The organism is Desulfobacterales bacterium, from assembly GCA_021647905.1.
In the GTDB taxonomy this organism is placed as follows: Bacteria; Desulfobacterota; Desulfobulbia; order Desulfobulbales; family BM004; genus JAKITW01.
Map to the genome: position 1 here is coordinate 1 of JAKITW010000072.1, position 15454 is coordinate 15454.

Here is a 15454-nt window from a genome sequence, read left to right on the forward strand (position 1 = left end):
AGTTTTTTTCAATTTCCGCTTTTGCCGTCACGGCTGCGGCTCAGGGTCCGCTACACCGTTCGGTATAAGAAAACCCCTTTCCCGGTCCAACCTCAAACGTACGGGGTTTACCGAAACCTTACCTCCAGCCGTGCCGGTTCGGAGCGGAACAGAGCGTGGATACAGGTAAGCGTGGAGCCTGGCCGGCGCCGGTGCCCGGATCTCAAAAGCTGTAGCGCAGCTCACAGAAAAGCCGGTCATTGGCGCCGATACGGGTGTACAAACGGTGGTTGCCGGACTGGTATCCCGCCACCCCGCTGATAACGGTCAGCTCATCGGTAACATCATAGCTGAGGCTCAACCGCTCCATGGAGCCGCCCTGCCCTTTTTCACCGATGAGCGCTACCAGCCCGACAAGCTGCACAGTGTCGTTGGCAAAGTCCCGGGACAGCCGAACAACCGACTGGAACTCGTCGCAACGGGCCCGGTCCGGCGCGGCCGCCAACCGGGGATCGAAATCAACAAGATGACGGTTGACCGCCTCCAACAGCAGGGTGGTCTCGGAAAAGCCGCTGTACTCCAGACCGAACAGGATATCGATCCGGCTGAAACTCCGGCCCGGCAGGGCAAAAAAGCTGAACCCGTCCAGCCAGGCGGCCTCGGATTTAAGCAGCCAGTTGCCAAGGACCAGGTTGCCGGCCAGGCCGAGCATCCTCAGCCGGCTGTGACCCCGGCCGATGCCGGCCGGGGTGATCTCCAGGTGGGTCTGGTCATCAAAAAAAGAGGCAGCATAGCCGGAAAGATCCCAGCCGCTGAAAACCCCGGTTACAGCCAGGCCGAACTCCTGGTTGGCGAGATTGTCGGCCAACCGCGCCTCGGGCGGCCGCGGTGCCGCGGCCGGGTAAAAATCATTGCCAAGGACCGGCTCCTTGTTGAAACGGTGCTCGTGGATTGCCAGGGCAGTGACGCTTATGTCCTGCCAGTAATAATCCAGCCGGGTCATTGCCACTGGCAGGCGCAGATCGTTGAGATCGACCAGGCCGGGCTCACGGATGTCCAGGGGGTTGAGGATATCGGTGACCCGGAGTGCATCCGACCGGCCCCAGACCACGATCTGCCGGCCCAGTTTCAGATCGAGCCGCAAGGCCAGTTCCCCCTGGAGATAGGCCTCGCCGAGTTCCGCTTCTTTTTCATAACGATCAAGCAGGGCGGCCGGGTACTGGTCCCGGCCCTTGATCCGATAGGCAAAATCATAAAACAGATTGCCCCCGACCCGGGCCTGCCAGGAGGGGGCAAGCGCCATGTCAGCCCGCAGGGCAAGGGAGGTCTTGAGCCGGGACAGACCCCGCTGGTCGACCTGGCCGGCCGGGGGCGCGCAATGACCGATATTCACCGAACCGGACAGGGAAATACTGCCGGACAGGTCCACGTTGCGCGCCGGCCCGGGTTGATCAAATCCGGACAGGATCTGGTCAAGCCCGGAATCGACACCAGGCCCGGCCGGTGCCTCGTCAAAACCGGACAGCACCTGGTCAAGGTCCGGACCGGTTCCGGCCCCGGCCGGGCCGGCCAACCAAAAAACCGCCGGCAACACCATTAACAACAGAAACCGCATTGATCCCGCCAACCGGACACCTGTTACAACCCCTTTTCCAGACGACGCAGCGTAAACAGATCATCGTCCAGCGGTTGATTGAAACGGACATTTGTAAAGGTGAGCACTGTCCGGTGCAGGGTGGCCTTATTTTTGACGGTCTTCATCCTGATCTCGGTGGCCACCCAGATTCCATTGATCCGTTCCAGTTGGGTGATCTCCATGTATTTGAGCTTGCCGCCCTTCTTGACCCAGTTCACCGCCCGTACCGTCATAAAGATGTCCTGCCGGACAAAGAGCACTGATTTTTCATATCCGTACCGGTCGGCCACCGTCCGGTCGACCGGCACCGCCTCAATCAGCCAGACCGGCTGCCCGCCCACCTCGGACTCCTTGAGAATCTTGTAATGCCACTCGTCCAGCACCCGCCTGGTCATGTCGGCATAGGAAAAATCCGATCCCATGAAGGAAGAGGATTTGTCCGAGGAGGCGATCCGCTTGATCTTATGCAGGGCGGGCAGGTAAAGCCACTGGTCGTCGTCCGGTTTCCCGCCGTAATAATCATGGGAAAGAAAACCAGTACCCTTGACATCGGCCGGGGATTGAAAAAACTGGAGCCGCCACTGGTCCTTCCCCTGATCACGGCTGAACACCTTGATCTCCCGGCGCCGCGCATGTCCCTGCTTATCGATGAGCAGCATGGTCATGTCCGCGGCCATGTTGTCCCCGTCATCCCGGGCATCGACCCGCTCCATGACCTGCCGCCCGGTAAGGGCCGCGGCCGGTGACCGTCCCGGAAAAGCAAGAACAGCCATGGCAAGGAATATTCCGATGATCAGCCCGGCCCGGTGGATTCTCCTTTGCTGATTCCTGTTGATCATCATCTCTACCCGTACCAGGTGTCTGTCCGGAAACAGGGCCTATTGAAGCAGGTCCCGGAGCCGATAATGGTGAATGTGCTGGCCAAGAACCGTGGCAACCACCTGGAGCAGCGAGAGGTCCTTTTCCAGAAAACGAAAATCCCCGGACGAATTCTCCACAAAAAGCACGCCCAGGGACTCACCCTGTACCACCACCGGCGAGCAGATGAACGAGCGAACGCCCTGGTCCGCGAGACCGGCAAGGCACCTTTCCGACACCGTGCCCCTGATCTCCTCAAGATCGTTGACCACAAATGAACGCTGCCCGGCAAACGAAAGACCGGCCACGGTTCCCCGGTCCGGCAGGGAACAGAGAAGATCGGCCGGCGAACCGGAGATCCGGGTCGGCACCCGGGTCCGGTCAAAACGGACCGCCGCGGCCCAGCCGCTCCGGTCCCGGTTTACCACCAGGATCTGCCCCCGGTCTCCCTTGAGCCGGTCGGCCAGCACTGCGGCCAGTTCGTCGACCATTTCCTGGATATTGCCGGTTCGGCCCAGGATCCGTCCCACCTCGTGCTGCAGGTGGGCCCGCTCGTAATTTTCCCGGCTCATGTCGAGCGATTCCCGCTGATAGGAATGCAGGTCAGCCAGGGTGGAACGCAGTTGCTGTTTTTTAATAAACTGCGAGTGCCAGATACTGCCCAGCACCAGTGAAAGGATGCTCAACAGCAGCATGAAAAAGATCGGCCAGGAGAAATAAAAGGGCAGAACAACCAGAAAGGCCATCCCGAGGAACAGGGCACCATAACGAAAAGCAATCCCCATGAAGGCGACCGGGGATTGTTGCCAGCACAACAGGTAGCAGCAGGCGTCTTCCCCGGCCGCCGGCCATTCGGAGGGCGTAATCTCCAAGGAAACAATCCCTGACAACCGGCCCGCCTCCTCGAAAAGACCACGGTGGTCCGGGCAGGAGAAAGAATGGCCGCCGGCTCCGGCACCAGGCGGGATCCGAACCTCCAGTTTGCCGGGGCCCAGTTTCCTGCAGCAGTATTGCCGGGCGCGGCGAACCGGAGACAGGCGCCGCAGAACATAGCAAAGGGCAGCGGCCGGCGATAAAAAACCGATAAGGAGGCGCTGGACCGGTCCAAGCCCTGGGCCGGGCGCGGATGCGCCAAGGGACCGGTCACGGCCGCGGTTGCCCTCCCCGGTGCGGACGGAGCGATGCATCTGCAAGGGATTCCATCGTATTACCATAATCCGGTGCATCCTAAAACAACCGCGGCCGCAAGGCCGGGCCGCGGCGATCGACCCGCTCCTCATGCCAGCAGTTTCTTCATCTTGCGGAGCAGGGTGTCAGGGACAAATGGTTTGAGGAGAAATGCCTTCTCACTGCCGGGAACGCCCTGGTGCCCCATGGACGGACACATATAGGCGGACATGAACAGGATCTTGGTATCAGGGTAGGTGTCCTGAAAATGTTCGGCCAGTTTATTGCCGCTCAGTCCCGGCATCACCACATCGGTCAGCAGGAGGTCGATTTTATGACAGCACTTTTCCGCAAGCCGCAAGGCCTCTTCGCCACTGGCGGCCAGCAGCAATCGATAGCCATGGGGGAGCAGGGTGTCGGCCAGATATTCAAGCACCGCCTGGTCATCGTCAACAGCCAGCACTGTCCCGCGCACACCCTTTGTCATCACCCCCCCCTTGCGACAAGAATAAGAAACAGAAACTTCCTGCCCGCCGGATCCCGGACCGGCCTTTTTAGATTGCCCCAGCGCCGCCCCGGTGTCAACAGCTGAAAGTTGATGACCCCATAAAAATTCCTCCTGTTTCAAATGCCGCGGGTAATCGCCTGCCCCTTTTGAGGGTCTGGCTCACCCCACCATAATTTGATCACCCGGGCGGCAGCCCTTTCGCTTTCGGCAAGTCCGAGCACTGCGCCAAGCAACTCCAGCGGCTTCACTCCGGGACGGCCCTGGACGCTGCGCAGCACCAGTTCCAGGGTATCGCGACCGGTCCGGGTAAACTCCTCGACCAGGGGCCGGACATCCACCTGTTGCCGCCGGCCCTTGCGAATCCGCGCCAACCGGAAACTCTCCCGGGCAAGAAACTCCGCAAGTTGCTCCTGCCGCGCCGGGGTCAGTGTCCCGGCGGGCAGGTCCACCCGATAGCCGACCGATATCTCCGGAGGCGTACGTTTATTCCCGGCCGGAGACGGGACGATCGCCGTGATCGTAATCCCGGCCGGCAACTGATGATTCAGCCGGGCCATTAAGGTCGCGGTCTCTCGCACCGGCCCGGTCAGGTCCGCATCCAGGTATTCGACCATGCTCTCGCTGCCCAACGGCAGGGCCGGGCTGAAAGAGACCCTGGGCGAGGGATTGAACCCCTGGGAAAAGTTAATCCCCAGCCCGGCCCGGCGGAAGGCCTGAAAGAATTCCCGGAGCAGTTCCAGATGAGCGAGGAAACGGGCGTCACCAAGCCGGGAATAGGTGAACCGGTAATATAAATGGGCCGCATCCCCGGCCGGACCGGACCGCCGGGGTCGGGACAGGGCAATGGACCGGGCCGGGGTCTCCGTCTCTGCCTCGGTCCTGGTAAAGACCACCGGCCGAACCGTCTTGAAATCACAGACCCCGCATTGCTGACAGCCATGGAACCGGCAGTCAGGGGTATACTCCTCCCCATGGGCCCTGGCCAACTCGTCCACGAGAAACTCCGGGTCAACCCCAGGGTCCAGGTGCTGCCAGGGCAGGACTTCGTTGAGGTGCCGGCGGCGCAGATACTGTTCAAGCTCAATCCCGCAGGCCCTGCCCGCATCGAGCCAGGTATCCAGTCTGAAATATTCCGACCAGCCGTCGAGCCGGGTGCCGCGTTGCCAGGCCGCCTCGATCACCCGGGACAACCGCCGGTCGCCCCGGGAAAAGACCCCTTCCAGAAAACTCTGCCTGGGATCGTGCCATTTCAGCCGGAACCCCTTGCGCGGCAGGAGCTTTTTCAGGAGATCGATCCGGGCGAAACCCTGCTCCACTGTCAGTTGGGGCTCCCACTGAAAGGGTGTGTGCGGCTTGGGCACAAAGGTGGCGACACTGATGTTGATCCGGGCCGGCCGGCCGGCTGTCTTCAGTGCCCGTCGGGCCAGTTCGGCAATGGCGGCAACATCCTCCTCGGTCTCGGTGGGCAACCCGAACATGAAGTAGAATTTTATCAATTGCCAGCCCTGGTCAAAGGCTGCGCGACAGGTATCAAGCAGGTCCTGCTCGGTGATCCCCTTGTTGAGCACCCGGCGGAGGCGGTCGGTGCCCGCCTCCGGGGCCACGGTGAATCCGGTCTTGCGCACCCGCTTGATCTGGGCCATGATCTCCTCGGTCAGGGTCCCGACCCGCATCGAGGGCATGGACACGGAGACATACTCTCTGGCAAAAAAATCCATCAATCGGCCGAGCAGCTGCGGCAGACAGGCATAATCCCCGCTGCTCAGGGAGAGAAGCGCAAGCTCATCAAACCCGGAGGCCTCTATCCCGGCCCGGGCCATCTCCTCGACCATTGCCACCGGCCGCTCCCGCACCGGCCGGTAGATGATTCCGGCCTGGCAGAATCTACAGCCCCGGGTGCAGCCGCGGGCCAGTTCCACCCCCAACCGGTCGTGGACGATCCTGGCCTGGGGAACCAGGGGCCGGTTGGGCCCGGCCGACAGGCCAAGATCAGCCAGCACCCGCCGCCGGACCCGCTCATAGCCCGGCCGCAGCGGCCTGATCTCCAGCAGCTTGCCGGTCCGGTCGTGGACAGGTTTAAAAAATGCAGGGATGTAGACCCCGGCCACCCCGGCCAGACGTTGCAGTACCTCCGGCCGGGGGCTGCCCTGCTTTTTTGCCGCCAGCATAATATCCGCGATCTCGATAATGGCCTCTTCGCCGTCGCCCAGCAGAATGGCATCAAAGAATTCCGCCACCGGCTCCGGATTAAGACTGCCCGAGCCGCCGCCCAGGATCAGCGGATGGGAGCCATCCCGGTCCTGGGCGCGGAACGGAATCCGGGCCAGGTCAAGGATGGTGAGAATATTGGTATAGCAGAGTTCATAGGGCAGGGTGATGCCGATCAGGTCGAACCGGGCCAGGGGCCGCCGGCTCTCCAGGGAAAAAAGCGGGACCCGGCGCCGGCGCAGCAACTCTTCCATGTCAGTATCCGGGGCGTAAACCCGCTCGGCAAGCAAATCGGCCCGGGAGTTGATAATCCGATAGAGAATCTGCAGGCCGTGATGGGACATCCCGATCTCATAGAGGTCGGGAAAGACCAGGGCCAGGCGCAGCCCGGCCTGGTCCCACTCCTTTTTGACCACATTGAACTCATTGCCGAGATACCGGCTCGGTTTCCGCACCAACGGCAACAGTGTATCCAACTCAACCATTAAAAAACTCCGTAAAAAAACCAGCCCCGGCAGCTTATTGTCAGACCCGGGGGGGAGGGGATTGGCGCCGCGGTTCAGGGCCGGTAATCCGCTGGAATCCATTTCACCAGACCGGTCGACGGCCGCCAACTGTTGACAGCACTTCAAACTGCTATTACTTATTGATGGTCATGTAAGAATCTCGATAATTTCACGGTTCCACCAGGTGAAGCTATCCTCTTTGAGACGATATTCCGCAGGGCAGGAGGCAAGCCGGAGTCCGGCGGCTTACCCGGTGAGTGGTTACATTATAAGGATACGGCATGCCCCGATTCTTCCTCTTCATCCTTGTCCAGCTCCTGCTGATCGCCGCTCCCCTCCCCGGCGGCCGGGCAACCGCCGCCGACCTGGTCCTCAAGGAGATCCGTTTCACCAGGCCGAACCGGCAGACCGAGCAGGTTGACTTCAGCCTGACCACCTTCACCAGGCCGAAGATCTTTGGCATCGAGGGGGAGATCCCCCGGGTGGTGTGCGATTTTTCCAGGGCCAGACTGGGAAAGGACGTCAAGCAACATATGGCGGTCAACGGCAAGATAATCAAGGAAATCAGGATCGGCATCCACCTTGAGCCGGATCCCAAGATCAGGGTCGTGCTCGACCTGATTCCCGGCCCGGACTATGATATCCAACAGACCTATTTGATCGACCGCTCGTGCTACAGCGTGACCATCCGCCGGAACAACCACGGAATCACCCTGCCCGGCGGGTTCGGAACGGATCACCCGGTGGTCCTGGACCCCCCCTCGCCGTAACCCCCTTTTCCAGAGGCCCGGCCCGGCCGGCGGACCTGCTACCTGACCTCGACCCGCTCGAAACCGGGCGGCAGGGTAACGACAAAATCCGCTGCAGTCAATCCCGGACCTGCCGGTTCCATGTTCATCATTTCAATAATCAGGGTGGTGTTATGGGGCAGCCTGTTCACGGTAATAATCCCTGGCAATCGGCACTCTTCCCGGCCGACCGGCCGATAGTCTTCATAATGCACATCCAGCAGGGTCTTGCCCTGGTGATTCTCCAGAATGCGCCGCCGGACAAGCCGGGCCGCGGGATCAAAAAGAAGCAGGTTCCGGTTTATTCCATCAGGGGCCGGAAAGGTCAGCCAGTAGCCCTTTCCGGCCGGGTCCCGGCCCAGCACCTCAACCTCTGTTACCGGCGAAACATGCCCGACAAGCCAGGGGAACAGGGGTTGATCGACAAACCCGGCCGGCATGTACCGCTGCACGGTCCTGGACCGTATCGCCCCCTCATACCCCTTGCCCTCGGCCACCAGGACGGTTTGAAAGCGGTGGCCATCGGAGACAAAAACAAGCAGGGGCTGCCCCAGGGGGTTGACCGCGACAAACTTGAGCAGCGATGGCTCGCCGGCCAGGAGATAGCCGGAGATCCGGCCGGTACGCCCCCCGGTCAGGCTGAAGAAAGAGGCGGTCACCGCCACTTCCGCATCAAGACTCGACCCGCAACGATGGTTGCCCGCGGCGGCAAAGGCAGCGGCCACGGCCCGGCCCTCCCGGGCGGGCGGTCTTTCAAACTTCGGCTGAAAGCCGGCACACCCGGCGAGCAGCAGGAGAAACCCCGGCAAAAACAGGGCAAGGGCCGGTTGCCCTCTCTTGCGCCAACTCACCGGCCCTGTCTCAATTTCTCGAGCTTGTCCCGGAGCCGCGCCTTCATTTTCCGGTCCTGGCAAAGCCCTTCCGCCTTTTCAAAAACCGCCCGGGCGTCGTCTCTCCGGTCCAGTCTGAGATAGATGTCGCCGAGATGTTCAAGGATCAGCGGATCATCTCCGCTCATCTGCACCGCCTTTTCCAACTCAACCACGGCCCGCTCCATATCGCCGAGCCTGAAGTAGACCCAGCCGAGGCTGTCCCGGATATAGCCGTCAGCCGGGCTCAGGGCCACGGCTTTTTTAATGTACTCCAGGGCCTGCTGAAGTTTTATTCCCTGATCAGCCCAGGTGTAGCCGATGTAGTTGAGCGCGGCGCTGTTTTCCGGGTCCAGGCCCAGGACGATCTCCATTCTGGCAAAGGCGCCCTCCTTGTCGCCGATCTGGTCAAGGAACAGCCCGTACTCGTACTGCAAATCCGCATTGTCCGGAAAGAGGGCCAGGGCCTGGTCAAGCACCTGCCGGGCCTGGTCAACCCGGCCCTCCTCCCGGTAGAGGGTGGCGAGCATTATTGAAAAACCCATCCGCCGGAGGGCCGGGTCATCCACCTGCTTCTCCAGGGTCCTGATCGCCTCTTCCCTTTTCTCCTCGCCCCACAGAATCCGGACAATGGTCATCACGCTTTCTTCGTATTCCCGGGCCGCCGGCGGGATCAGGGCCAGCAGTTGCCGGGCCCGGCTGCTGTCACCGTTTTCCTGATAGGCAAGGGCCAGAAAAAAACGGACCGAGTTCCGCTTCGGATCATCGGCCAGCAGGCCGGAAAGGATCTCAATGGCCTGGGCATACTTTTTGCGGGCAAAGAGAAGCCGGCTGATGGAGATTTCCACCTGTTCGGGGTTGGCGGTAACCTCTCGTAACAGCCGCAACTCGGTCAAGGCCTGGCCGGTCCGGTCCGCGGCAAGCAGGGCGTTGATCAACCGGAGACGGACAGACTCCCGGCCCTCATCCTCCGCCAGGATCCGGCGGTACAACCGGATGGCGGGATCATACCTGTCAAGTTGTTCATACAAGCCGGCCAGTTCAACGGCCAGGGGCGCCGACCAGTGGAGTTCCAGGGCCTTGCGGTAGGCGGCAACCGCCTCCGGCAGGGCGTGCTGCCGGCGGTACAGCCGGCCGAGATTATAATAACCCAGGGAAGGATCACCGCCGCCCCGGATCAACCGGTCCAGCAGATCCCGGGCCTTGGCAAACTTCTGCTCCCGGGCATAGAGAGAGGCGAGCATGAGCAGGGCCTGCTCATCCTCCTTGATCCGCAGCAGTTCCCGGTACTCGGCCACTGCCGCCGCATCATCGCCCGTGGCCGCATAGAGTCCGGCCAGCAACCGGCGCGCCTCAATATCCCCGGGTTTCCTCTTCACCACCTTGCGTAGCCACCCCATGGCCTCCTGGTTCCGATCCATCTTGATCAGCAGGGTGGCCAGGGTCCGCATGGTCTCAATATTCCCGTCATCGCAGAGCAGGAGTTTTTCATAGGCCTCCAGGGCCTCCTCGTAGCGATGATCGTTTTCCGCGGATTTACCCCACAGGAAATGAAAATAGGCGCAACCGCGATCCACGCTCGTATCAACGGCCGTATCCTCGGATGGTGCAGACCCATGCCCACTGTCCAGGACCCCGGGCCCGGGAGTGCAGCCAGTGTTCAACATCACCAGGCAAAGGCCCAGCCCGATCCATTGAATAACGGGCCAGCCGCGATTAACCGAAAATCCGTCCATGTTCCCCTGTCCCAGGATAAAAAATAATCTTCCTCACCCAAACAGCAAAAATCCGCTCACCCCTTGAAAAGCGCTTCCACCTGTTGCAACACCTCGTCATGCACCCCGGCAACGGAACGGCTAGCGTCCAGCCGTTGGATATGGTCGCCTTGCAACCGGTTAAAAACCGTGGCCACCCGGGCAAGGGACTCCTCCTGCTCAAAGGCGTTGAGTTCCTCGTTGCGTGAATTTCTGATCCGATCAATACCCTGGGCCGGATCAAGCTCCAGCAGGAGGACCAGATCCGGCCGCGGGGCAAACTCCTCGTTCCTGCGGATGATCTCCTCCGGGTCCAGGCCGGCCGCCCCCTGGTACGCGGCGGTGGAGTAGTAATAGCGATCGGTTATCACCACCTTGCCGTCCCCCAGGGCCGGCAGAATCACCTCGTCAACGTGCTGGCGGCGATCAGCGACAAACAGTTCCATCTCCTCCTGCCGGGACACGGAATTCCGATCGCTGTAAAGCCTGCGGATCCGCTGTCCGAACGGTCCGTCGGTGGGCTCGCGGGTCATGACCACCCGGTGGCCGCGCCGGATCAACTCCTCGGCCAGCAGCCGTACCTGGGTCGACTTGCCGGTGCCGTCAATACCCTCAAAGGCGATCAACCGGCCGGGCCAATGATTTGTTTTGAGCGCCATATCCTCTTGTTGTAACCGTTCACCAGGGGCTACAAATTTACGGAAACCACCGGCCTGTAAGCGTTTACCAGTGCCACGGATTCGTGCAAGCAGGCCGGCGAATCTATAGTATGCCTATGTGAGCCGGCCTGATCGTGCGAAGATGGGGTGCTGGTGAACGCTTACCTCTTGTTTTGTTGCAGGGCTCAAGGAAAATCATACCCTGAGCCACCGCAATCGCTACATATTTTTTCCGTCCCCTGTCATCTGTCTTCTGTCATCTGACTTCTGGAACTAACGATATCCTCGGCCAGACCATAGGCCGCGGCCAGGCTGGACGGATCGGCCTTGCCCTGGCCGGCGATATCGTAGGCAGTACCGTGATCCACCGAGGTCCGCACCAGGGGCAGGCCGATTGTAACGTTCACCCCGTCGACAAAATGAAGCAGCTTGAACGGGATCAGACCCTGATCGTGATACATGCAGACCACTGCGTCGAAATCACCGGCCCCGGCCCGGTGAAACACGGTATCCGGCGGAAAAGGTCCGCTGACCGCCAACCCCGATGCCTCGGCCGCGGCAATTGCCGGCCCGATAATCCGCTCCTCCTCATCGCCGAACAGCCCACTCTCCCCGGCATGGGGATTGAGTCCGGCCACCGCGACCCGGGGGGCGCGAATCCCGAAATCCTGTTTCAAGGAACGACCGGTGAGCATGATCACCCGCAATACCTCCTCCCGGGTCAACAAGGCGGGTACCGCGCCCAGGGCCACATGGATGGTCACCAGGGTGACCCTGAGCCGGCTGCCGGCCATCATCATCGCATAATCAGAGACCCGGCAGAGCGAGGCCAGCATCTCGGTATGTCCGGAAAAGGGATAGCCGCCCAGCCGCAGTCCGGTCTTGGTGATCGGACAGGTGGTGATCGCGGCCAGGGTATCATTCTGAACAAGCCGGACCGCCTCCTGGATATAGCGGCCCATGGCCCGGCCGGTTTCCAGGGTCGGCCGGCCCGGGCCCAGGGACGAGGGCTCGAGCCGGGATAGTTCAAGGACCGCCACTGTGCCCGGTGCTTGCAGGGCCGCTCTGGTCGGGCTCCAGGGCACGATTTCAAGCCCCAGGGAAAGGGCCCGGGCAGTACGGGCAAGCACCCCGGGATCACCCAGCACCACGGGTTGAAAAGAAGTTGGTTGAGGAGCGGCTTTAAGAAATTTTAGAATAATCTCCGGGCCGATGCCCACGGGACAGCCCATGGTAATACCGATGTAGCGGGGATCTGCCATAATGCGTTACCTGCGGGTAAAGGGGTGGTGGCCCGGTTGTCAGCCAAGGCCCTGATCAAAGGCGTTTCTGACCAGTTCGATCCGGACCGGACCGGCCGTTGGTCCTGTTCCGCCGGTCATCAGGACCCCGACCACATCAAAACGGACCGGGCGGTTACGCAGCCCCTTGCGGCCCAGGTACTCCAGGGCCGCCTTGACCAACTGCCGTTGCTTGCGCACGGTTACCGCCTCCAGGGGTCCGCCGAAGCCGACCCCGGTCCTGGTCTTGACCTCGACAAAGACCAGGACCGGGCCATCCCTTGCCACAATATCGAGTTCACCGGTGCTGAGCCGGCAGTTGCGCTCCAGAATCCGGTAGCCCAGACCGCGGAGATGGGCTGCTGCCAATTCCTCCCCTTTTTTGCCCAGCGCGATTCTCGCTTCGCTCATCGGCCTGATGGCTCCATTGGTTCCGGCAGCAGGATAATCCCTTATCTGAAGTGTTCACCAGCACCCGGTCTTCGCACGATCAGGCCGGCTCACATAGGCATACCATGGGTTCGCCGGCCGGCTAACCGCCGGTCACCCCCTTGAAACTGCGCCGGTGGACAGCGCAGGGGCCGTGTTCCCGGAGGGCCCGGCGGTGTTCGGCCGTGGGATATCCCTTGTTGCCGGAAAAATTGTATACCGGGAACTGATGATGCAGGGCATGCATCAGATCGTCACGAAACACCTTGGCGGCAATGGAGGCCGCGGCAATGGAAGCGCTCTTTGACTCGCCCTTGATCAGACTCTTCTGGGGAATGGCGATGGGGACTGGAAACTTTCCGTCCACCAGCAGGAAATCAGGCAGGCAGGGCATGGCGGACACGGCCCGTTTCATGGCCAGGAGCGAGGCCTGGAGGATATTGATCCGGTCTATCTCCTCCTCAGTGGCCATGCCGATGGCAACCACGGCCCCGATCCGGTCCAGTTCCAGACGCAGACGGGACCGGACCGGGGCGCTTATCTTTTTTGAATCAACAAATTCCCGGTAATCACAGGGTACCGGGAGGACCACCCCGGCCGCGACCACCGGCCCGGCCAGGGGGCCGCGGCCCACCTCGTCCAGGCCGGCAACCAGCGCATAGCCCTGTTGCCGCAGCTCTCTTTCCAGGGAAAAAGGATCGTGCTCAGGGTCGGACCACAGTTTTCTCGATACCGGCCTCTGCACGCGCGCACCTCCCCCTAACGGCGACCCCTCTCCTTGATCCTGGCGGCCTTGCCGCTCCGCTCCCGCAGGTAAAAGAGTCGCGAACGGCGGACCTTGCCGCGGGTGACCACCTCGACCTTCTCCACCCGGGGTGAATGCAGGGGGAAGGTCTTTTCCACCCCCACGCCGTGGGAGACCTTGCGCACTGTGAAGGCAGCGCCCATCATCCCGCGCTTGCGGCGGATCACCACCCCTTCAAAGACCTGGATCCGCTCCTTGTTGCCCTCAATGATCCTGATATGAACCCGCACCGTGTCACCGGCCCGGAATTCAGGCATATCAAAACGCATCTGCTCTCTTTCGATCTGTTCGATAATCGTGCTCATTTTCCCTTGATTTTCGAATCCCGGCCCGCTTCCAAAGCTGACCGCCGATCCGAAGGGCGCCTCCATCCCGCCCGCTATTATTGTTTTGATAAGACCTATAGGACGTATGTGACCGATAAGACCTATTATAACTCACGTTCGACGAATGTTATTTACTGTTCACTGTCAGCGTCCCGGCCCAGGAGCCGGTCCAGGACAATGGCCGCGGCGGACCGCACCGAGAGATGGTTGTACTGGTTGTCGCCCCTGACCGGCGGCAGGCTGGCGTCAACACCATCGAGTACCTCCGGGTGGAGCCCCCAGGCCGTGCCGAAAAGGATCAACAGGCTGGCCCCGCTGGCAAGCCGCTCCCGCATCCGGGCATAGGACCAAGTCAAATCCCCGGGCCGGGCCCCGGTGGAAACGACCAGGGGCCGTTCCTGCCATTTCCCGGTCACCTGTTCGTACAACTCATCAAGATCGCTGCATAAACGAACCAGGGCCAGGGCCTCGGCCCGATCGGTGTCGGCCCGGCCGCCGGCACCGGCGAGCCAGTGATCGAGCAGTTCCCGGCACAACCGCTGCTGGTCCGCATAGGGGGTCACCACGTAAAAGGTATCGACCCCAAAGGTCTTTGCCGCCCTGGCAATATCGTGCAGATCAAGGTTGGTGACCGCCGAGCCGATGGTCTCCCCGTTCCTGTTGAGCACCGGGTAATGCACCAACGCCAGGTCGACCCTGGGCCGCTTCTTTTCCGACCCTGCCATTTCTAGCGGTCCCGGGTCCGGCAATTTTCCATCAGGGCGGTCAACAGGCCGTTCTCCTTTAATATCTGCAACTCCTCGCTGGTAAAATCAACCGAGGCCAGCAGTTCCGGCCGCCTCTCCAGGGTCGCCCGTACCGAGGCCAGCAGCCGCCAGCGGGCAATCGCCCGATGGTCGCCGCTCAACAACACCTCCGGCACCTCGTCTCCGGCAAAGACCCTCGGCCTGGTGTACTGCGGGTTCTTCAACAACCCGCGGCTGAAGCTGTCCCGGGTCGCTGATTCCTCGCAGCCCAGCACCCCGGGCAACAACCGGGTAACGGAATCAACCAGGACCAGGGCCGCCAGTTCCCCGCCGGTGAGGATATAATCGCCGATGGAGATCTCCTGGTCCACATAGCGGGTCCGGATCCGTTCATCCACCCCCTCGTAACGGCCACAGACCAGGACCAGGTGTTTTTTCGCTGCCAGTTCCCGGGCCACGGCCTGGGTATAAGGCCGGCCCTGGGGGGAAAGCAGGATCACATGGCCGCCGGGGGCCTGTGACTCGACCTTTTCCAGGGCCGCGGCAATGGGCTCCGGTTTCATCACCATCCCCTCGCCGCCGCCAAAGGGCCGGTCATCGGTCATTGCCTGCTTGTCCGTGGCAAAGTCCCGGATATTGTGGGTTACCACCGAAATCCTGCCGCTGGCCAGGGACCGCCGGATGATCCCCTCCCTTAACGGCGACTCCAGCAGCTGGGGAAAAATGGTCAGGATATCAAAACGCATCAATGCCATCCTTCACCGGCCAATAATCCACGCAAACCGCAACAGCCGGACTCAGATCAGTCGCGTAAACATTCAGTAAACCCCCTCCTGTCGGGAAAGGGGTCTTCTTCTACCAACGGCCGCTCCATTGAGAAGGGCCGGCTGTTCATAAACAGGCTATCAAGCAGGAACTCGCTTCGCCGCGGCGGCG

General features: G+C 61.4%; 15 protein-coding genes. 1 reads left to right on the forward strand and 14 read right to left on the reverse strand.

What is annotated here, in order from left to right; all coding sequences use genetic code 11:
• Positions 1-202: 202 nt before the first annotated feature.
• The 5 genes from L3J03_10355 to L3J03_10375 form a co-directional block, all read right to left on the reverse strand.
• A complete protein-coding gene (locus L3J03_10355; protein MCF6291380.1) occupies positions 203-1594 on the reverse strand; it encodes a DUF1302 domain-containing protein in 1392 nt (463 codons plus the stop codon).
• A 23-nt stretch (positions 1595-1617) separates the two neighbouring features.
• Entirely contained in the window at positions 1618-2457 is an 840-nt protein-coding gene (locus L3J03_10360) for an outer membrane lipoprotein-sorting protein (GenBank protein ID MCF6291381.1), read from the reverse strand.
• Positions 2458-2493: 36 nt separating this feature from the next.
• Positions 2494-3660 (reverse strand): GAF domain-containing protein, encoded by a 1167-nt coding sequence (locus L3J03_10365; GenBank protein MCF6291382.1) that lies wholly within the window; start codon positions 3658-3660, stop codon positions 2494-2496.
• Between the two features lie 89 nt (positions 3661-3749).
• The gene (locus L3J03_10370) at positions 3750-4127 is read right to left on the reverse strand and encodes a response regulator (GenBank protein MCF6291383.1); all 378 of its coding nucleotides are present in this window, start codon (positions 4125-4127) and stop codon (positions 3750-3752) included.
• A 137-nt stretch (positions 4128-4264) separates the two neighbouring features.
• Complete coding sequence (locus tag L3J03_10375) at positions 4265-6841, reverse strand: TIGR03960 family B12-binding radical SAM protein (GenBank protein ID MCF6291384.1); 2577 nt, start codon at positions 6839-6841, stop codon at positions 4265-4267.
• 302 nt (positions 6842-7143) lie between these two features.
• Between L3J03_10375 and L3J03_10380 the strand changes: the two genes are divergently transcribed.
• Complete coding sequence (locus L3J03_10380) at positions 7144-7632, forward strand: AMIN domain-containing protein (GenBank protein MCF6291385.1); 489 nt, start codon at positions 7144-7146, stop codon at positions 7630-7632.
• A gap of 38 nt (positions 7633-7670) precedes the next feature.
• On the opposite strand, the gene L3J03_10385 is transcribed toward L3J03_10380, so the two are convergent.
• The 9 genes from L3J03_10385 to trmD form a co-directional block, all read right to left on the reverse strand.
• Positions 7671-8501, reverse strand: a complete 831-nt coding sequence (locus L3J03_10385) for a hypothetical protein (GenBank protein MCF6291386.1) — start codon at positions 8499-8501, stop codon at positions 7671-7673.
• Entirely contained in the window at positions 8498-10255 is a 1758-nt protein-coding gene (locus tag L3J03_10390) for a tetratricopeptide repeat protein (protein MCF6291387.1), read from the reverse strand. The genes L3J03_10385 and L3J03_10390 overlap by 4 nt, the downstream gene beginning before the upstream one ends.
• Before the next feature lie 56 nt (positions 10256-10311).
• A complete protein-coding gene (gene tmk, locus L3J03_10395) occupies positions 10312-10932 on the reverse strand; it encodes a dTMP kinase (protein MCF6291388.1) in 621 nt (206 codons plus the stop codon).
• Positions 10933-11174: 242 nt separating this feature from the next.
• The gene (pdxA, locus tag L3J03_10400; GenBank protein ID MCF6291389.1) at positions 11175-12194 is read right to left on the reverse strand and encodes a 4-hydroxythreonine-4-phosphate dehydrogenase PdxA; all 1020 of its coding nucleotides are present in this window, start codon (positions 12192-12194) and stop codon (positions 11175-11177) included.
• 39 nt (positions 12195-12233) lie between these two features.
• Positions 12234-12623, reverse strand: a complete 390-nt coding sequence (locus tag L3J03_10405; protein ID MCF6291390.1) for a YraN family protein — start codon at positions 12621-12623, stop codon at positions 12234-12236.
• Positions 12624-12744: 121 nt separating this feature from the next.
• Positions 12745-13386, reverse strand: coding sequence for a ribonuclease HII (locus L3J03_10410; GenBank protein MCF6291391.1), 642 nt, complete (start codon positions 13384-13386; stop codon positions 12745-12747).
• A 14-nt stretch (positions 13387-13400) separates the two neighbouring features.
• Positions 13401-13751 carry a 50S ribosomal protein L19 gene (rplS, locus tag L3J03_10415; protein MCF6291392.1) on the reverse strand — a complete coding sequence of 117 codons (351 nt, stop codon included), beginning with the start codon at positions 13749-13751 and terminating at the stop codon, positions 13401-13403.
• Between the two features lie 152 nt (positions 13752-13903).
• A complete protein-coding gene (locus L3J03_10420) occupies positions 13904-14497 on the reverse strand; it encodes an RNA methyltransferase (protein MCF6291393.1) in 594 nt (197 codons plus the stop codon).
• Between the two features lie 2 nt (positions 14498-14499).
• Positions 14500-15264, reverse strand: coding sequence for a tRNA (guanosine(37)-N1)-methyltransferase TrmD (gene trmD, locus L3J03_10425; GenBank protein ID MCF6291394.1), 765 nt, complete (start codon positions 15262-15264; stop codon positions 14500-14502).
• Positions 15265-15454: the final 190 nt, after the last annotated feature.